At 70.8% G+C, this 18,210-nt stretch carries 14 protein-coding genes; 11 read left to right on the forward strand and 3 right to left on the reverse strand.

Annotated elements, in window-relative coordinates:
- Nucleotides 1-6: 6 nt before the first annotated feature.
- Nucleotides 7-1,197 (reverse strand): saccharopine dehydrogenase family protein, encoded by a 1,191-nt coding sequence (locus AC5677_RS32735; protein WP_497191495.1) that lies wholly within the window; start codon nt 1,195-1,197, stop codon nt 7-9.
- Between the two features lie 251 nt (nt 1,198-1,448).
- Here AC5677_RS32735 and AC5677_RS32740 point away from each other — a divergent pair, with 251 nt between their 5' ends.
- Both AC5677_RS32740 and AC5677_RS32745 read left to right on the forward strand, forming a co-directional pair.
- Nucleotides 1,449-2,396, forward strand: a complete 948-nt coding sequence (locus AC5677_RS32740; protein WP_497191496.1) for a dihydrodipicolinate synthase family protein — start codon at nt 1,449-1,451, stop codon at nt 2,394-2,396.
- A gap of 137 nt (nt 2,397-2,533) precedes the next feature.
- Complete coding sequence (locus AC5677_RS32745; RefSeq protein ID WP_497196839.1) at nt 2,534-3,952, forward strand: sialate:H+ symport family MFS transporter; 1,419 nt, start codon at nt 2,534-2,536, stop codon at nt 3,950-3,952.
- Nucleotides 3,953-4,084: 132 nt separating this feature from the next.
- On the opposite strand, the gene AC5677_RS32750 is transcribed toward AC5677_RS32745, so the two are convergent.
- The gene (locus AC5677_RS32750; protein ID WP_497191497.1) at nt 4,085-5,374 is read right to left on the reverse strand and encodes an MFS transporter; all 1,290 of its coding nucleotides are present in this window, start codon (nt 5,372-5,374) and stop codon (nt 4,085-4,087) included.
- A gap of 100 nt (nt 5,375-5,474) precedes the next feature.
- Between AC5677_RS32750 and AC5677_RS32755 the strand changes: the two genes are divergently transcribed.
- From AC5677_RS32755 to AC5677_RS32785, 7 genes are all read left to right on the forward strand, one after another.
- Complete coding sequence (locus AC5677_RS32755; RefSeq protein ID WP_497191498.1) at nt 5,475-5,927, forward strand: winged helix-turn-helix transcriptional regulator; 453 nt, start codon at nt 5,475-5,477, stop codon at nt 5,925-5,927.
- Nucleotides 5,928-6,405: 478 nt separating this feature from the next.
- Complete coding sequence (locus AC5677_RS32760) at nt 6,406-6,783, forward strand: MmcQ/YjbR family DNA-binding protein (RefSeq protein ID WP_497191499.1); 378 nt, start codon at nt 6,406-6,408, stop codon at nt 6,781-6,783.
- A gap of 194 nt (nt 6,784-6,977) precedes the next feature.
- Complete coding sequence (locus tag AC5677_RS32765) at nt 6,978-8,135, forward strand: CaiB/BaiF CoA transferase family protein (RefSeq protein WP_497191500.1); 1,158 nt, start codon at nt 6,978-6,980, stop codon at nt 8,133-8,135.
- Nucleotides 8,135-9,160 carry an LLM class F420-dependent oxidoreductase gene (locus AC5677_RS32770; protein ID WP_497191501.1) on the forward strand — a complete coding sequence of 342 codons (1,026 nt, stop codon included), beginning with the start codon at nt 8,135-8,137 and terminating at the stop codon, nt 9,158-9,160. The genes AC5677_RS32765 and AC5677_RS32770 overlap by 1 nt, the downstream gene beginning before the upstream one ends.
- Nucleotides 9,161-9,187: 27 nt before the next feature.
- Nucleotides 9,188-10,330, forward strand: coding sequence for an acyl-CoA dehydrogenase family protein (locus AC5677_RS32775; protein ID WP_497196840.1), 1,143 nt, complete (start codon nt 9,188-9,190; stop codon nt 10,328-10,330).
- 111 nt (nt 10,331-10,441) lie between these two features.
- A complete protein-coding gene (locus tag AC5677_RS32780; protein WP_497191502.1) occupies nt 10,442-11,656 on the forward strand; it encodes an acetyl-CoA C-acetyltransferase in 1,215 nt (404 codons plus the stop codon).
- Nucleotides 11,657-11,691: 35 nt separating this feature from the next.
- Nucleotides 11,692-13,896: a 3-hydroxyacyl-CoA dehydrogenase NAD-binding domain-containing protein gene (locus AC5677_RS32785; protein WP_497191503.1), complete on the forward strand. Its 2,205-nt coding sequence runs from the start codon at nt 11,692-11,694 to the stop codon at nt 13,894-13,896.
- A gap of 38 nt (nt 13,897-13,934) precedes the next feature.
- Here AC5677_RS32785 and AC5677_RS32790 read toward each other — a convergent pair whose 3' ends face one another.
- Entirely contained in the window at nt 13,935-14,690 is a 756-nt protein-coding gene (locus AC5677_RS32790; RefSeq protein WP_497191504.1) for a MerR family transcriptional regulator, read from the reverse strand.
- A gap of 92 nt (nt 14,691-14,782) precedes the next feature.
- Here AC5677_RS32790 and AC5677_RS32795 point away from each other — a divergent pair, with 92 nt between their 5' ends.
- Together AC5677_RS32795 and AC5677_RS32800 are read left to right on the forward strand one after the other, a co-directional pair.
- Nucleotides 14,783-16,615 carry an AMP-dependent synthetase/ligase gene (locus AC5677_RS32795; RefSeq protein ID WP_497191505.1) on the forward strand — a complete coding sequence of 611 codons (1,833 nt, stop codon included), beginning with the start codon at nt 14,783-14,785 and terminating at the stop codon, nt 16,613-16,615.
- A 117-nt stretch (nt 16,616-16,732) separates the two neighbouring features.
- Entirely contained in the window at nt 16,733-18,193 is a 1,461-nt protein-coding gene (locus AC5677_RS32800) for an amino acid permease (protein WP_497191506.1), read from the forward strand.
- Nucleotides 18,194-18,210 lie beyond the last annotated feature (17 nt).

Raw genomic sequence — 18,210 nt, forward strand, 5'->3', positions numbered from 1 at the left:
GAACGGTCACTGGCTCCGGACCACCCTGAAGACGATGCCCGCCTTCTGGAGCCGGTCGGTCAGGGCGTCCCCCATCGCGACCGCCGACGTCACCTGGCCGGCCGTCTCGGGGAGGTCGTCAAAGGCCAGGCTGAGCGCCGACTCGGCGAGCATCTTCGCGGTCTCGTCGTAGCCGGGATCGCCGCCCGAGACCTCCGTGATCAGCCGCCGACCGCCGCCGGTCGCCACGAAGCGCACCGCGAACCGGCTCCGCGCGCGCCGCTCCGGGCTCGGCCCCTCGCCCGGCTCCAGACGCCCCGACAACCAGCGCCGGACGGGCGGCACCTGGGCGAGCGCGGCCACCGTGCCCACCCCCAGCGCACCGCCCACGGCGACCGGCAGATGCCGCACGCCGGCGTAGTGGCGGTAGCGGAAGTCGGGACCGTAACGTTCCAGGGCGGCCGCCGAACGGGCGATGACCTGCGGGTCCAGGGTCGGCAGCGGCACGCCCCAGGCACCCGTCTCGCCGCTCCTGAGAGGCGGGCCGAAGGGCGCCCGGACCGTACGGCCGACGGGACGCGGCTCCGCCTTGCGGCGCTCGCGGGCGGCCCGTGCCATGGGCAGCGGACGGGAGAGCGCGGTCAGCGCGGAGGCCAGGGTGCCGCCGGAGAACGTGGCGTTGGTGCGGACGAAACCGTCGATGCGCAGCGGCACGCCCTCCGGGAGCAGCCCGACGGTGTAGAGCACCCCGAGGTCGTGCGGGACGGAGTCAAAGCCCGAGGCGTGCACCAGTCGGGCGCCGGACGCGCGGGCCGTCGCATGGTGGCGGAGGTACATCCGGTCGATGAATTCCGGCTCGCCGGTCAGATCGACGTAGTCCGTGCCCGCCGCGGCGCAGGCGGCGACCAGCGGCTCGCCGTGGAGCAGGTACGGGCCGACGGTCGTGGCCAGTACACGCGTGCCGGCGGCGAGCGCGCGCAGCGAGTCGGGGTCGTCGCTGTCGGCCCGCAGCAGCGGGAGGCCGGCGCAGGCCGGGTTGATGCTAGCCAGGCGCTCGCGCAGCCGCTCCAGCTTGGCGGTGTTGCGTCCGGCCAGCGCCCAGCGGCAGTCCTCGGGGGCCTGCCGGGCCAGGTACTCGGCGGTGAGCGCCCCGGCAAAACCGGTGGCGCCGTAGAGGACGAGATCGTGGTCCCGTCCTGAGGTGTCCTGCCGTCGCATCGCACATCCTCTCGACCTGAGCTCAGGACCCTAAGCACGTCATCGACACTCCGTCAACGACGGCTCTCGGTCATGCGATTGGTCTCGCGCGGCGTGGCTCCCCCCGGTGGCGCGGACTCTTGACACGGCGTCGGAGCGGGGTCAGATTCGGCAGGACACAGGACGTCCCACGTCCCACGTCCGGATTGCCGGGTTCGCCGCTCTGTTCCCCGGTACGCCGGACCGGACCGTACGGCAGAAAGCCGGACGCGATGCCCCTTCCTCTTCCTCCGCCCCTCCCCGCACCGCTCGCCGGGGTCGTGCCACCGATGTGCACCCCGCTCACCGACGCCGGCCAGGTCGATACCAGGTCGCTGGCCGCGCTGACCGAGCGTCTGGTCGACGCCGGGGTCCACGGTCTCTTCGTACTCGGTTCCACGGGCGAGGCCGCCTACTTGTCGGACGTCCAACGGCGCACCGTCATCGAGACGGTCGTCGAGGCCGCCCGGGGCCGGCTGCCTGTCCTGGCCGGCGTCATCGACATGGCCACCGCCCGGGTCCTGGATCACGCCCGGACGGCCCACGGCCTGGGCGCCGACGGCATCGTGGCCACCGCGCCCTTCTACACGCGCACGCACCCGGCCGAGATCGCGGACCATTTCACCCGGCTGCGCAAGGCCGTCGACCTGCCGCTCTTCGCGTACGACATCCCTCTTGCCGTACACACCAAGCTGCCCGCCGGCACGGTGCTGGCGCTCGCCGCCGACGGGGTGCTCGCCGGGCTCAAGGACAGCAGCGGCGATGACGGCGCATTACGCCGGCTGATCATCCGGTTGCGCGCCGTGAACGCACACTTCTCCGTTCTGACCGGGTCGGAACTCTCCGTGGACGGCGCCCTGCTCGCCGGCGCCCACGGTGTCGTACCGGGTCTGGGGAATGTCGACCCGGCCGGCTATGTACGGCTCCACGCGCATGCGAAAGCGGGCCGGTGGGAGGCGGCGGCCGCCGAACAGGACCGGCTGGCCGCGCTGTTCTCCCTCACCGATGTCGGGGACGAAGCGGAGATGGGGCGCAGTTCGTCCGCCCTCGGCGCCTTCAAGGCCGCGCTTCACCTGCTCGGCGTCCTCGACAGCCCGGCCACCGCGGCCCCGCAGCTGCCGCTGGACGGCGCCGCCATCCGAACCGTCCGCCGACTGCTGGAGGAGGCAGGACTGCTGTGACGACGCGCTCCCCGGACCGCCCCGAACCTCCCGGACGCCCCGGCCACCCCGACGGTCCCGCCCGTCCAGCCGTTCCCGCCCGTCCCGCCGGAAGCGCTCCCTGGTACCGGGAGGTGGCCCCGCGTCAGTGGAAGGCGATGTTCGCCGCCTGGATCGGCTACCTCCTCGACGGCTTCGACTTCGTCCTGATCACCCTCGTCCTGACCGAAATCGCCGACGAGTTCCACCTGGGCACCGCCACCGCCGCCTCGCTCATCTCCGGGGCCTTCATCACCCGGTGGCTGGGCGGGGCCGTCCTGGGCGCGATGGGCGACCGCTACGGCCGCAAGACGGCCATGATCGCCAGCATCCTGCTGTACTCGCTCGGCACCTTCGCCTGCGGATTCGCCTGGGGCTACACCAGTCTGTTCGTCGCCCGGTTGGTGATCGGCCTGGGGATGGCGGGGGAGTACAGCACCAGCGTGACGTATGTGCTGGAGAGCTGGCCCACCCGGCTGCGCAACCGCGCCTCCGGATTCCTGATCTCCGGTTATGCGGGCGGCAGCATCATCGCGGCCGAGCTCTACACCTGGGTGGTTCCGCACTGGGGCTGGCGCTGGATGTTCTGGATCGGTGTGCTGCCCGTCCTGGTGGCCGTGTGGATCCGCAGATCGCTGCCGGAGGCCGCCGAATGGCAGGCCGAGATCGGCCCCACCGCGACCGGCGCGCGGCCGGAACGCCCCAATCCGTTCCGGCCGTTGTTCACCGGCCGCCTGCGCTCCTGGGGCAACGCCGCCCTGATGACGGCCGCCACGGGCGCGCTGTTCTGCGTCTTCACACCCGTGGGAGCGGCGTACATCCCCTGGCTCTCGGCCCTCGCGGCGCTGTGCCTGATCGCCTTCGCCGCGCAGCTCGGCGGCCGCAAGGGCTGGCTGCGGTATGTGGCCCTGATGGTGACCGTCTTCTGCGCCTTCCTCTACAGCTGGCCCATTCAGGCCCTCCTGCCCACCTATCTGAAGACCGAGCTGGGGTACGCGCCCGCGCAGGTCACCGACGTGATGTTCTACGCGGGCTTCGGCACCATGGCCGGATGCTGGCTGGCGGGATTCGTCGGCGACCGGCTGGGGACCCGGCGCGCCTACGCGTGCACCCTGCTGGCCTCCCTAGCCTTCGTCTTCCCGGTCTTCGCGGTCCAGGACAGCCTGGTGGGGCTCGGAGTGCTGCTGTTCGGGCTGCTGGCGCTGAGTCAGGGGATCTCCGGCATTCTGCCGAAGTACATCGCCGGGCACTTCCCGACCGCGACCCGTGCCGCCTCGCTCGGCTTCGTCTACAACGTGGGGGCCCTGGGCGGGGCGGTCGCGCCGGTCCTGGGGGCCCGGCTCGCCGAAGGGATGCCCCTGGGGCGGGCGCTGGCCGTGCTCACGTTCGGGCTGACGTTCCTCGTCATCGTCCTGGTGGGCGGGGATGTTCCGCGGAGGCTGGCCCGGCTCCTGGACCGTGCGGCGCCCGACGACCACTTCGCGCCGGCGGGCGGCTCCGGGGCCCTGCCCCAAGGGGCTCCCACCGGCTCCCCGTAGGGCCCGGCCCACCCGGCACCGCCCACCCGGCGCCACCCCGCGCACTCCTCACCACGGCTCCAGCACCCTGCGCGGGCCGTGTCACCCACTGCCCGACGGGGCCGCACACACCTCTGACCTGGGGCGCGCCCGTCACTCAACGTTCGACGAGATCGTTCGGGCCTCGCTGTGAGAGGTCACCTCGGCGGCGGGGGCCGGGGTGCTGTGCCGGGTGAACGCCCACAGCACGAGCCCGAGGCAGCTGAACGCGGCACCCAGTGCGCATACGGCGCCCCAGCCTGCCACCGTGTAGAGGGAGGTCGCGGCGATGGCGCCGGTGGCGCTGCCGATCGAGTAGAAGACCATGTATCCGCCGATCAGCCGGCTGCCCGCGTCCGGGTGCAGCGCGTAGATCAGGGTCTGGTTGGTGACATGGACCGCCTGCACGGCGAGGTCGAGAAGGATCACCCCGACGACCAGGGCCCAGAACGAGCTGCGGGTGAAGGCCAAGGGCACCCACGAGGCGGCGAGCAGCGCCAGGGCGATGCCGGTGGTCCGACGGGAGAGTCCGCGGTCGTTCAGGCGGCCCGCCACGGTCGCGGCCAGGGCGCCGGCGACGCCGATCAGCCCCAGCGCCCCGATCGCGCTGTGGGGCAGGAAGTAGGGGGCCGCGCTGAGCGGCAGCGCGACGCTGCTCCACAGGGTGCTGAAGGCGGCGAAGATCAGCAGACCGAACAAGGCCCGGAGCCGCAGCTGCCGTTCCCGTGCGAAGAGGGTGATCGTGGAGCGCAGGAGCTGTCCGTAGCGCAGGGTCGCCGGCGGAGCGTCACTGCGGCGCGGCAGCGCTCGGTACAGGACCAGGGCGAGCAGAGCGGTGAGCGATGCCGAGGCGAGGTAGACGGAGCGCCAGCCCGCGAGATCGGCCATGAGGCCGGATGCGGTGCGGGCGAGCAGGATCCCGATGACCACACCACTGGTGACCAGACCGACGACCCGTCCGCGCCCGGCGGGAGGGGCCAGTGAGGCCGCGAAGGCCACCAATGTCTGCGTGACGACCGCGAGAAGCCCCGTCGCGGCCATGCCCGCGAGCAGGATCGTCGCCGTGTGGGCGGCGGCCACCACGGCCAGCGCCACCACCAGGAGCAGTAACTGGACGACGATGACCCGTCTGCGGTCGGCCACATCGCCCAGTGGCACGAGGAAGAAGAGTCCCAGCCCGTAGCCGACATGCGTGAGGGTGACCACGCTGCCGACGAGTGCCGGGCTCATGGCGAGGTCGTGGCCCATGGTCACCAGGAGCGGCTGGGAGAAGTAGACATTGGCCACCGCGGCCCCGGCGGCGACGGCGAACAGGATGACGAGGCCATGGGACAGGACGAACGCGGACCCTTCCCCGCTTCGGGGCTCGGTCCGTCGTGTTACGGCCGCACAGTTGCCGGGCATCGGCACTCCTCCGCATATCTGGTTTCATCTTGCTACCGATGATGACGGTAGACTTATTGGTGGCATGTTGCAACCAGCGTGTGAGGGAGTGAGGGACGCCATGGTGACCAGGAAGCGTTTCGACGACAGCGAATGCCCTGTCGCCCGGTCGGTGGACGCGATCGGCGACTGGTGGTCCCTGTTGATCGTGCGGGACGCCTTCGACGGAAGCCGGCGCTTCGGGGAGTTCCAGCGCAGCCTCGGAGTGGCGAAGAACATCCTCACCGCGCGTCTGCGCACCCTGGTCGCCGGAGGAGTCCTCGAATCCGTCCCCGCCTCGGACGGCAGCGCCTACCGCGAGTACGTCCTGACTCCGAAGGGCAAGGCGCTCTTCCCCGTCATCGTGGCCCTGCGGCAGTGGGGCGAAGAGAACTTCTTCGCACCTGGTGAACCGCACTCACAGTTGGTCGACCGCCGACAGGGACATCGCCTCCGCGCACTGGAAGTGCTGTCCGCGGACGGGCGACGGCTGAACCCCGACGACACCACCGTCCACAAGATCTCCACCCGGTGATCCGAGCCGGAGACCGGGGGCCGGTCCCCCGAGTCTCGCCGGGTCCCCTGCCGAGTCCCACCGCGCTTGCCCGGCACGAGCGCCTGCCCCTCCTTCAGCAGCGCCCAGCGCGCGACCGGTTCCTCGCCATCCATGCCATCCATCGGCGCCCGTGACACGGTCGCCGTCGTCCTCGCTGAGCCCCGATCGCCGAAGCCGTATGGACTTCCCTGCGCCCGAACGGGTGACGAGCTGGGCTGAACGCCGCGATTGCGGCTGGTGACACGGTTCTTGCCGGTGCCCCAAGTCGACCGGACCGGCGGCCGGTTGCGGCCGCGATCCGGGCGCCGTGTCCCTCCGTCGGCCCTGCGTCCGGCGCTCCGCGGGCCGTTGTCAGTGGTCGCGGTTAGCGTGGAATGCGATGGGCCGGGCGTGCGTGGGACACGTCGGCAGGGGCATCGCGGGCGGTGCGGGAGGGGGCGCGGACGTGGAGGAGCTCATGGCGAAGGCGGGTCCGGCGGCGGTACGGGCACGGGTGCGCAAGTTCGCGCTGGGGCTTCCCGGGGCGGTGGAGGAGTTTCCGTGGGGCGAGAGCGTCATCAAGGTCAACAAGAAGGTCTTCGTCTTCCTCGGCGCCGGTGACGCCGGCTGCCGGCCGGGGATCACGGTCAAGCTGAAGGCCCCGGAGGCGCATGCCCATGCGCTCAGTTCGCCCGGCGCCGAGCCCGCAGGCTACGGCCTGGGCAAGGCCGGCTGGGTGCGGATTTCGCTGGCGGAGCAGGCCGCTCCGGCCGCCGAGCTGCTCTGCGACTGGACCGAGGAGTCCTATCGCGTCATAGCCCCGAAGAAGCTCATCGCCGAGCTCGACGGGGGATAGCGGCGCAGCGGCAGCAGGCGCGCAAAGGCCCGTGACGGCGATGGTGATCGAGCATCGTCGGCGCGGGCCTTTTCCGGTGGTCGGCACTTGGTCCGGGGGGCTTGTGGAAAGTGGAACACGTTCTTAACATCGCGAGTGTTACATCAGAAGTGTCACAGTGGCTTTCGAAGTGCGGCGGAAGGACCGGGGGCGCGATGGCAGAGTCAGGTAACGGCCCGCTGAGCGGGGTGCGAGTGGTCGAACTCGCCGGTATCGGCCCCGGTCCGTTCGCGGCCATGCTGCTGGCCGATCTCGGCGCCGATGTGGTCCGGGTCGACCGGCCCGGAGGCGCCGGGCTGCGCATCGACCCGGCGTACGACGTCACCAACCGCAACAAACGCTCGGTGCTGGTGGACCTCAAGGCACCCGAAGGGGTGGCTCAGGTCCTCGATCTGGCCGAGCGGGCCGATGTGCTGGTCGAGGGATACCGCCCCGGCGTCGCCGAGCGGCTCGGCGTCGGCCCCGACGAGTGCCTGGCCCGCAACCCCCGGCTGGTCTACGGACGGATGACCGGCTGGGGACAGGGCGGGCCGCTCGCCGACACCGCCGGACACGACATCGGCTATATCGCCATCACCGGCGCCCTGGGCATGATCGGCCCGCCGGACGGCCCGCCCGCCATCCCCGCCAACCTCGTGGGCGACTACGCCGGCGGCTCCCTCTATCTGGTCATCGGCGTGCTCGCGGCGCTCCAGCACGCCCGCTCCGAGGGCGGCCGGGGCCAGGTCGTGGACGCCGCGATCGTCGATGGCACGGCCCATCTGACGGCGATGATCCACGGCATGCTGGCGGCCGGCGGCTGGCAGGACCGGCGCGGCGCCAATCTGCTCGACGGCGGGACGCCGTTCTACGGGGCGTACGAGACCGCGGACGGCGGCTATATGGCCGTCGGCGCGCTGGAGAAGCGCTTCTACGCCGAATTCATCCGCCTGCTCGGCATCGAGAAGGAGGCACCCAGCCGCGACGACCTCGCCGCCTGGGGCGAGCTGCGTACCGCCATCGCCGCCCGCTTCAAGACCCGTACGCGCGACGAATGGACCGCCGTCTTCCAGCGGTCCGACGCCTGCGTGGCGCCCGTACTGTCCCTGCGCGAGGCCCCGCACCACCCCCATCTCGCGGCCCGCGGCACCTTCGTCGACCACGGCGGGATCAGCCAGCCCGCACCCGCGCCGCGCTTCTCGCACACCCCGGGGACGGTGCGCAGACCGCCCGCGCGGCCCGGCGCGGACGCCGAAGAGATCGCCCGCGACTGGCAGCTCCCGGGCCTGGCCGCCGGCCCGGCCCGCACCGCGCCGCAGGAGGCGGACAGCTGATGGAACTCGCCACGACGCTCCAGTACGCGGGCGACCCCCGCCGGGCCGCCGAAGAGGTCGCCGCCCTGGAATCCGCCGGACTGGACGCCATCTGGGTCGCCGAGGCCTACGGCTTCGACTCGCCGACCATCATGGGCTTCCTCGCCGCCCGCACCGAACGCGCCAAGATCGGCTCGGCGATCCTCAACGTCTACTCCCGCACCCCCGCCCTGATCGCCCAGACCGCCGCCGGGCTCGACGCCGTCTCCGGCGGCCGGGCGCTGCTCGGCCTGGGTGCCTCCGGCCCGCAGGTCGTCGAGGGCTGGCACGGCAAGCCGTACGACAAACCGCTGGGCCGCACCCGCGAGACCATTGACCTGTGCCGCCGCATCTGGCGCCGCGAGATCATCGACCACCACGGCATCACCGATATGCCGCTGCCGAAGGAGAAGGGCGGCACGCTCGGCAAGCCGCTGAAGATCCTCACCCGGCCGGTGCGCCCCGAGATCCCCGTCTACGTCGCGGCGCTCGGCCCCGCCAACGTCCGGATGACCGCCGAGGTCGCCGACGGCTGGCTGCCCGCCCTCTACATCCCGGAGAAGGCGGGCGCGGTGTGGGGCGCCGCGCTGGCCGAGGGCGCCGCCCGCCGCGACCCGGCGCTCGGGCCACTGCAGACGGTTGCCGGCGGCCTGCTGGCGATCGGCGAGGACGCCGCGGCCGTGCGGGAGCTGGCCCGCCCGCTGATCGCGCTCTACGTCGGCGGCATGGGCGCCAAGGGCCGGAACTTCTACCACGACCTCGCCGCCGCCTATGGCTACGAAGAGGCCGCGGACACCATCCAGGAGCTCTACCTCGCCGGGAAGAAGCGCGAGGCCGAGGCCGCCGTGCCGGAGGAGTTCTGCGAACTGATGTCGCTGTGCGGGCCCGAGAGCTACGTCCGCGAGCGCATCGCCGCCTTCCGGGAGGCGGGCGTGACGATGCTCAACGTCCACCCCATAGGACCCGAGCCCGCGAAGCTGATCGAAACCGTCAAGAACTGGCTCTGAGGAGGGCCCGCAGCGATGACCGCGCAGATGAAGCGCCAGATCTTCACCGAGCAACACGAGGCCTTCCGGCAGACCGTACGCACCTTCCTGGCCAAGGAGGTGACGCCGCATTACGAGCAGTGGGAGAAGGACGGCATCGTCAGCCGGGAAGCCTGGCGGGCGGCCGGCCGGCAGGGGCTGCTGGGCCTGGCGGTGCCCGAGGAGTACGGCGGCGGCGGGGAGAGCGACTTCCGCTACAGCGCCGTACTGGCCGAGGAGTTCACCCGGGCCGGCGCCGCCGGGCTCGCCGTCGGACTGCACAACGACATCATCGGGCCGTATCTGACCACCCTCGGCACCGACGAGCAGAAGCGGCGCTGGCTCCCCGGCTTCTGCAGCGGCGAGATCATCACCGCCATCGCGATGACCGAGCCGGGGGCGGGATCCGACCTCCAGGGCATCCGCACCTCCGCCGAGGACGACGGCGACCACTGGGTCCTCAACGGCTCCAAGACCTTCATCTCCAACGGCATCCTCGCCGACCTGGTCATCGTCGTCGCCAAGACGACCCCCGAGGGCGGGGCGCACGGCCTGAGCCTGCTGGTCGTCGAGCGCGGCATGGAGGGCTTCGAGCGGGGCCGCAACCTCGACAAGATCGGCCAGAAGGCCCAGGACACCGCCGAACTGTTCTTCCACGACGTACGGGTGCCCAAGGAGAATCTGCTCGGCGAGCTGAACGGCGCCTTCATCCATCTGATGACCCATCTCGCGCAGGAGCGGATGGGCATCGCCGTCGCCGCCATCGCTGGCGCAGAACACCTGCTGGAGATCACCAGCCAGTACGTCAAGGAGCGGGAGGCGTTCGGGCGGCCGCTGGCCAAGCTCCAGCACATCCGCTTCGAGATAGCCGAGATGGCCACCGAGTGCGCCGTCACCCGCGCCTTCCTGGACCGCTGCATCGCCGACCACTCGGCCGGCGAGCTGGACGCGGTGCACGCCTCGATGGCCAAGTGGTGGGCCACCGAGCTGCAGAAGCGGGTCGCCGACCGGTGCCTGCAACTCCACGGCGGTTACGGCTATATGACGGAATACCGCGTGGCCAAGGCCTTCACCGACGGCCGTATCCAGACGATCTACGGAGGCACCACCGAGATCATGAAGGAGATCATCGGCCGCTCCCTCCTCGGCTGATCCCGGTCCCTCCGACGGCATCCGGACCGAATCCGCACGGCAGCGGCCCGGCCCCGGTCCCCGGGCCCCCTCCGCCGCCCGCCTCACCCCTCATCCGAAAGGCTTGTTGACTTGAGTACCGAAGCGTACGTATACGACGCGATCCGCACCCCGCGCGGCCGCGGCAAGGCCAATGGCGCACTGCACGGCACCAAGCCGATCGACCTGGTCGTCGGCCTGATCCACGAAGTACGCCGCCGCTTCCCCGGGCTCGACCCCGCCGCCATCGACGACATCGTGCTCGGCGTCGTCGGCCCGGTCGGCGACCAGGGCTCCGACATCGCCCGGATCGCGGCGATCGCCGCCGGACTGCCCGACACCGTTGCCGGCGTCCAGGAGAACCGCTTCTGTGCCTCGGGCCTCGAAGCCGTCAACATGGCCGCTGCCAAGGTCCGTTCCGGATGGGAGGACCTGGTGCTCGCGGGCGGCGTCGAGTCGATGTCGCGGGTGCCGATGGCCTCCGACGGCGGCGCCTGGTTCGCGGACCCGATGACCAACTTCGAGACCGGCTTCGTCCCCCAGGGCATCGGCGCCGACCTCATCGCCACCGTGGAGGGCTACTCCCGCCGCGATGTCGACGAGTTCGCCGCGCTCTCCCAGGAGCGGGCCGCCGCCGCATGGAAGGACGGCCGCTTCGAGCGCTCCGTCGTCCCGGTACGCGACCGCAACGGCCTGGTCGTCCTCGACCACGACGAACACCTGCGCCCCGGCACCACCGCCGACACCCTGGCCGGCCTCAAGCCCTCCTTCGCGGCCATCGGTGACGCGGGCGGCTTCGACGCGGTCGCCCTGCAGAAGTACCACTGGGTCGAGAAGATCGACCACGTCCACCACGCGGGCAACTCCTCCGGCATCGTGGACGGCGCGGCCCTCGTCGCCATCGGCTCCAAGGAGGTCGGAGAGCGCTACGGCCTGACCCCGCGGGCGCGCATCATCTCCGCCGCCGTCTCCGGATCCGAGCCGACGATCATGCTCACCGGCCCCGCGCCCGCCAGCCGCAAGGCCCTGGCCAAGGCCGGCCTGACCATCGACGACATCGACCTCGTCGAGATCAACGAAGCCTTCGCCGCGGTCGTGCTGCGCTTCGTCAAGGACATGGGCCTGAGCCTGGACAAGGTCAACGTCAACGGCGGCGCCATCGCCCTCGGCCACCCCCTCGGCGCCACCGGCGCGATGATCCTCGGCACCCTCATCGACGAGCTGGAGCGGCAGGACAAGCGCTACGGCCTGGCCACCCTCTGCGTCGGCGGCGGCATGGGCATCGCCACCGTCATCGAGCGCCTCTGACCCCCTCGTCCCACCCCACTACGGAGTACGCACCCATGAGTGAATCCGCTGCCTCGTCGACCATCCGCTGGGAACAGGACGAGACCGGCATCGTCACCCTGGTCCTGGACGATCCCGACCAGTCCGCCAACACCATGAACAACGCCTTCAAGGCCTCCCTCACCACGGTCGCCGACCGCCTGGAGGCCGAGCGGGACAGCATCCGCGGCATCATCTTCACCTCCGCCAAGAAGACCTTCTTCGCCGGCGGCGACCTGCGCGACCTGATCGCCGTCACCCCTGCCCAGGCCCAGCAGGCCTTCGAGGCGGGCAACGGCATCAAGCGCGATCTGCGGCGCATCGAGACCCTCGGCAAGCCCGTCGTCGCCGCGATCAACGGCGCGGCGCTGGGCGGCGGTTACGAGATCGCGCTCGCCTGCCACCACCGCATCGCCCTCGACACCCCCGGCACCAAGATCGGCCTGCCCGAGGTCACCCTCGGCCTGCTGCCCGCGGGCGGCGGCGTCACCCGTACGGTCCGCCTCCTCGGCATCACCGACGCGCTCCTGAAGGTGCTCCTCCAGGGCACCCAGTACAACGCCACCCGGGCCAAGGACAACGGACTGATCCACGAGGTCGCCGAGACCCCCGACGAACTGATCGCCAAGGCGCGGGCGTTCATCGACGCACACCCCGAGTCGCAGCAGCCCTGGGACGTCAAGGGCTACCGCATCCCCGGCGGCACACCGGCCCACCCGAAGTTCGCGGCCAACCTCCCGGCCTTCCCCGCCAACCTCAAGAAGCAGGTCAACGGCGCGCCCTACCCGGCCCCGCGCAATATCCTCGCGGCCGCCGTCGAGGGCTCCCAGGTCGACTTCGAGACCGCCCAGACCATCGAGGCGCGCTATTTCGTCGAGCTGGTCACGGGCCAGATCTCCAAGAACATGATCCAGGCCTTCTTCTTCGACCTCCAGGCCGTCAACTCCGGCGCCAACCGCCCCAAGGACATCGAACCGCGCACGGTCGAGAAGGTCGCCGTCCTCGGCGCCGGCATGATGGGCGCCGGCATCGCCTACTCCTGCGCCAGGGCCGGCATGCAGGTCGTTCTCAAGGACGTCACCCTCGACGCGGCGGAGAAGGGCAAGGCCTACTCCGAGGGCCTGCTCGCCAAGGCGCTGTCGCGGGGTCGTACGACCGAGGCCAAGCGCGACGAACTGCTGGCGCGTATCACGCCCACCGCCGACCCGCAGGACCTCGCGGGCTGTGACGCCGTGATCGAGGCCGTCTTCGAGGACGTCGCGCTCAAGCACAAGGTGTTCAAGGAGATCCAGCACATCGTCGCCCCCGACGCGCTGCTGTGCTCCAACACCTCCACCCTGCCCATCACGCTGCTGGCCGAAGGCGTCGAGCGCGACCAGGACTTCATCGGTCTGCACTTCTTCTCGCCGGTCGACAAGATGCCGCTGGTGGAGATCATCAAGGGCGAGCGGACCGACGACGCGGCGCTGGCCCGCGCGTTCGACCTGGTACGGCAGATCAAGAAGACCCCGATCGTCGTCAATGACTCACGCGGCTTCTTCACCTCGCGCGTCATCGGCCACTTCATCAACGAAGGCGTCGCGATGATCGGCGAGGGCCTGGACCCGGCCTCCGTCGAACAGGCCGCGGCCCAGGCCGGCTACCCGGCCAAGGTGCTGTCCCTGATGGACGAGCTGACCCTCACCCTGCCGCGCAAGATCCGTAACGAGACCAGGCGGGCGGTCGAGGAGGCCGGCGGCACCTGGCAGCCGCACCCGGCCGACGCCGTCATCGACCGCCTGGTGGACGAGTTCGAGCGGCCCGGCCGCAGCGGCGGCGCGGGCTTCTACGACTACGGCGACGACGGCAAGCGCATCGGCCTGTGGCCGGGGCTGCGCGAGCACTTCGCCAAGGAGAACGCCGCCATCCCGTTCGTCGACATGCAGGAGCGGATGCTGTTCTCCGAGGCGCTGGACACCGTCCGCTGCTTCGAGGAAGGCGTGCTGACCTCGGTCGCCGACGCCAACATCGGCTCCATCTTCGGCATCGGCTTCCCCGGCTGGACCGGCGGCGTGATCCAGTACATCAACGGCTACCAGGGCGGTCCGGGGCGGGAGGACCTCGTCGGTCTGCCCGGCTTCGTGGCCCGCGCCCGCGAGCTGGCGGCGGCGTACGGCGAGCGGTTCGAGCCGTCCGCGCTGCTGGTCGAGAAGGCCGAGAAGGGCGAGAAGTTCAGCGACTGAACGAGGCGGGGGCGGGCCGGGCGGCCCGCCCCCGTCCCTCACCCCTCGGCCCGGTCGCCCCCGACGCTCCCGTCGTTCTCGCTGAACCACTCCCGCAGTTCCTGCTTCATCGACCGCTGGAAGGCGGTGACCAGTGCCTGCACGACCATCGGCTGCATATGGGCGGACAGCGACTTCATCCGCGCCATGTCCTCCGCGTCCGGCCCGCCCTCCCGGTACGGCTCCCATACCTCGTCCTTGAAGAGCCGGCTCAGCTCGCGGGCCGCGGAGCGGGTGTGCTCGATGACGACGGTGCGCGCCGCCAGAATCGTCTCCAGCGCGATCGGTACGTCCAGCAGCCGCGTGCCCAGATGCAGCAGGCCCGGATCGACCTGGAAGACCCCCGGGTCCGCGGTCCGTACGAGCACGCTCATGGCCGCCAGCCGGTCCAGGTCCTCCTCCGTCAGCTCCCGGCCGACCCGCCGCTCCAGCTGGTCCCGGGTCGCGTCCTCCGCCTTGTCCGGCACCCAACTCGCCACCAGCGCACGGTGGATCGCCAGATCCTGGGCGCTCAGATCGGGCGGCAGCTGCGCCAGATAGCGCTCGATCGCGGACAGGGTCAGGCCCTGGTGCTGAAGTTCCTCGATCAGCGCCAGCCGCGAGAGATGGTCCGGTCCGTAGCGGCCCACCCGGCGCGGACCGATCTCGGGCGGCGGCAGCAGTCCGCGCGTGCTGTAGAAGCGGATCGTGCGGACCGTGACGCCGGCACGGGCGGCCAGTTCGTCGACCGTAAGGCCGGTGGCGGACTCCATCATGTTCAACAGTATTGCTGTCTCACCACTCTTGTGAAACCTTCCGGATGCCCGTTCGGTCCGGGGATCAGGCTCTCACTCCTCAGGAGGCCGCCGTGACCACGACCCTTCGCATGCCCGGCAAAGCAGACGAACTCACCCTTCCCGCCCTGTTGTTGCGCAACGCCGAGGACCACGGCCCGCTGCCCGCGCTCTCCTGGCGCACCGGCGAGGGGCCAGGCGGCTGGCACACGCTGAGCTGGGCAGAGGTCCGGCGCCGGGTCGCGGAGCTGGCCGCCGGGTACCGCGCGCTCGGCGTACAGCGCGGGGAGATCGTCCTCATCATGATGGGCAACCGCCCCGAGCACTGGCTCAGCGACCTCGCCCTGGTGCACCTCGGCGCGATCCCGGTCACGGTCTACGGCACCGCCGCGCCCGGACAGATAGCCCATATCGCCCGCCACAGCCGGGCCCGCCTCGCCGTCCTGGAGGGCACCCGGGAGCTCGGGCGCTGGCGGCCCCTGCTCGACGACGCGACCACCCGGCTCGAGAAGCTGGTGATCGTCGAGGAGGACGGGGCGAGCGGGCCCGGCCCGTACGAGAGCTACGCCGCGCTGGCCGCCCGGGGCGCCGAGCGGCACGACCCCGAGGCGTTCGAAGCGGCCTGGCGGCGGGCGGACGCGGCCGACACCCTCACCGTCGTCTACACCTCCGGCACCACCGGCGACCCCAAGGGCGTCGTCGTCAGCCACCGCAATGTGCTCCTGAACGCCACGGCCCTGGACGCCGCCGTCGAGCTGCCCGACCACGTCGAGCACCTCTGCTACCTGCCCTTCGCCCATATCGCCGAGCGGATGCTGGGCCTCTATCTGCCGGTCTTCCGTGCCTCGCACGTCTACCTCTGCGCGGACCCGGCGGCGGTCGCCGCGACGGCGCGCGAGCTGCATCCGGCGCAGTTCTTCGGCGTACCGAGGGTCTGGGAGAAGCTGGCGGCGGCCGTGCGGGCGGCGCTCGCGCGGCTCCCGGAGGAGCGGCGGACGGCCGTCGAGGCGGCCGGCCGGACGGCCCGCGCGTATGTGGCCTGCCAGGAGCGCGGCGAGCGGCCCCCGGATGCGCTGGCGGCCGCATACGCCCAGGTCAAGGCCGAGGTGCTGGATCCGTTGCTGGCGACGGCCGGATTCGACCGGCTGGTGTGGACCGCCAGCGCGTCCGCGCCGATGCCGCCGGACGTGGTCCGGTTCTGGGCCGGACTGGGCATTGTGATCATGGATGCCTGGGGGCTGACGGAGACGGTGGGCGTGTCCACGACGAACGGCCCCGGTGCCTTCCGGCTCGGCTCGGTCGGCCGCCCGATCGACGGCCTCGAGGTGCGCACGGCCGAGGACGGCGAGATCGAGGTCCGCGGGCGCACGGTCTGTGAGGGCTATCTGCGCCCGGACGGATCGGTGGAGCCGGCGACCGACGCCGACGGCTGGTTCGCGACCGGGGACATCGGCCGGCTGGACGAGGACGGCTTCCTCTGGCTGACCGACCGCAAGAAGGAAATGATCGTGACGTCCACGGGCAAGAACGTCTCGCCCGCGCTGGTCGAGAACACCCTCAAGGAGCACCCGCTCATCGGGCAGGCGCTGGCGTACGGCGACGGCCACGCGTATCTGGTCGCGCTGCTGGTGCTGGATGCGGAGCTGGCTCCGGTCTGGGCGGCGCGCCATGGCATCGAGGGGACGCTCGAGGAACTGGCCGGGCATCCGGCCGTCCGGGAAGAGGTCGAGCGGGCCGTCGAGGCGGCGAATGCGCGGTTGAACCGCACGGAGCAGGTCAAGCGATTTTTGCTGCTGGGCGAGGAGTGGAGTCCGGAAACCGGTGAGCTGACCCCTTCGCTGAAGCTCCGGCGCCGCGTAATTCACGCAAAATACCGTCAGATCCTACAACGTTTTTACGCCATGTGACCTTGGGCACAGACGGTTCGACGGACTTCGTGGAAGGTGTGCCGTCGGCCGACTTCGTGCGATCCGCGGAGCCCGGCCTTTGCTCAAGCACCTGCCTGAAAGCGAGATCCACCAGCAGTGAGCACTGAAACCGTCACAGACGCAGCCCAGAAGTCACACGACGGGGGGAGCGGCGCACAGCAGGATGCGGGCGACGCGGGCTACAGCAAGGGCCTCAAGGGCCGTCATATCAACATGATCGCCATCGGCGGAGCGATCGGCACCGGTCTCTTCCTCGGTGCCGGCGGCCGTCTCCACTCCGCCGGTCCCGCGCTGGCCGTGGCCTACGCGGTCTGTGGCCTCTTCGCCTTCTTCGTCGTACGGGCCCTCGGCGAGCTGGTGGTGCACCGCCCGTCCTCCGGCTCCTTCGTCTCCTACGCCCGGGAGTTCCTGGGGGAGAAGGGCGCGTACGTCGCCGGCTGGATGTATGTCGTCAACTGGTCCACGACCGGTATCGCCGACATCACGGCCATCGCGCTCTACACGCACTACTGGAGTCTGTTCACCACCATCCCGCAGTGGGTCATGGCGCTGATCGCGCTGGCGGTCGTGCTGACGGTGAACCTGATCTCGGTGAAGATCTTCGGCGAGCTGGAGTTCTGGTTCGCGATCATCAAGGTCGCGGCGCTGGTCATCTTCATGTTCATCGGCATCTTCCTGCTGGCCACCCAGCACCCGGTCGACGGACACACACCGGGACTGAATCTGATCACCGACCACGGCGGCATCTTCCCGACCGGTCTGCTGCCCGTGGTGATCGTGCTCCAAGGCGTGGTCTTCGCCTACTCCGCCGTCGAACTGGTCGGCGTCACCGCCGGTGAGACCGGTGAACCGCAGAAGGTCGTGCCGAAGGCCGTCAACTCCATCATGTGGCGGGTGGGCGTCTTCTACGTCGGCTCGGTGGTCCTGCTGGCGATGCTGCTGCCGTGGAACAAGTACGTCGACGGGCAGAGTCCCTTCGTGACGGTGCTGTCCAACGTCGGCGTGCCGGCGGCGGGCGATGTCATGAACCTCGTCGTGCTGACCGCGGCGATGTCCAGCCTGAACTCCGGCCTCTACTCCACCGGCCGCATTCTGCGCTCGATGTCGATGGCGGGCTCCGCGCCCAAGTTCGCCGGCCTGATGAACCGCAACCAGGTGCCGTACGGCGGCATCATGCTCACCTCCGCGGTGTGCGTCCTGGGTGTCGGGCTCAACTACCTCGTGCCCGGCCAGGCCTTCGAGATCGTCCTGAACATCGCGGCGCTGGGCATCATCAGCACCTGGTGCACGATCATGGTCTGCCACATGGTGTTCGTCCGCCGCACCAAGGCGGGGCTGCTCGAGCGTCCGCGCTTCCGGCTCCCGGGCACGCCCGTCACCGATATCGCCACCATCGTCTTCCTGCTCGGCGTCATCGTGCTGATGTGGTTCGACGACGGCGTCGGCCGGCAGACCGTGATGATCATCCCGCTCCTGGCCGCCGCCCTGGTGGTCGGCTGGTACGCGGTCCGCGGCCGGGTGGCCCGGATCGCCAAGGAACGCGAACTGGCGGAGTAGCCGCGCAGTGGCGCACG

The sequence above is a fragment of the Streptomyces sp. JLSY215 genome, assembly GCF_059682825.1.

Coding starts and splice junctions, on each gene's coding strand:
- AC5677_RS32735 (WP_497191495.1), bottom strand. CDS start 1,197: ATGCGACGGCAGGACACCTCAGGACGGGACCACGATCTCGTCCTCTAC.
- AC5677_RS32740 (WP_497191496.1), top strand. CDS start 1,449: ATGCCCCTTCCTCTTCCTCCGCCCCTCCCCGCACCGCTCGCCGGGGTC.
- AC5677_RS32745 (WP_497196839.1), top strand. CDS start 2,534: ATGTTCGCCGCCTGGATCGGCTACCTCCTCGACGGCTTCGACTTCGTC.
- AC5677_RS32750 (WP_497191497.1), bottom strand. CDS start 5,374: ATGCCCGGCAACTGTGCGGCCGTAACACGACGGACCGAGCCCCGAAGC.
- AC5677_RS32755 (WP_497191498.1), top strand. CDS start 5,475: ATGGTGACCAGGAAGCGTTTCGACGACAGCGAATGCCCTGTCGCCCGG.
- AC5677_RS32760 (WP_497191499.1), top strand. CDS start 6,406: ATGGCGAAGGCGGGTCCGGCGGCGGTACGGGCACGGGTGCGCAAGTTC.
- AC5677_RS32765 (WP_497191500.1), top strand. CDS start 6,978: ATGGCAGAGTCAGGTAACGGCCCGCTGAGCGGGGTGCGAGTGGTCGAA.
- AC5677_RS32770 (WP_497191501.1), top strand. CDS start 8,135: ATGGAACTCGCCACGACGCTCCAGTACGCGGGCGACCCCCGCCGGGCC.
- AC5677_RS32775 (WP_497196840.1), top strand. CDS start 9,188: ATGAAGCGCCAGATCTTCACCGAGCAACACGAGGCCTTCCGGCAGACC.
- AC5677_RS32785 (WP_497191503.1), top strand. CDS start 11,692: ATGAGTGAATCCGCTGCCTCGTCGACCATCCGCTGGGAACAGGACGAG.
- AC5677_RS32790 (WP_497191504.1), bottom strand. CDS start 14,690: ATGATGGAGTCCGCCACCGGCCTTACGGTCGACGAACTGGCCGCCCGT.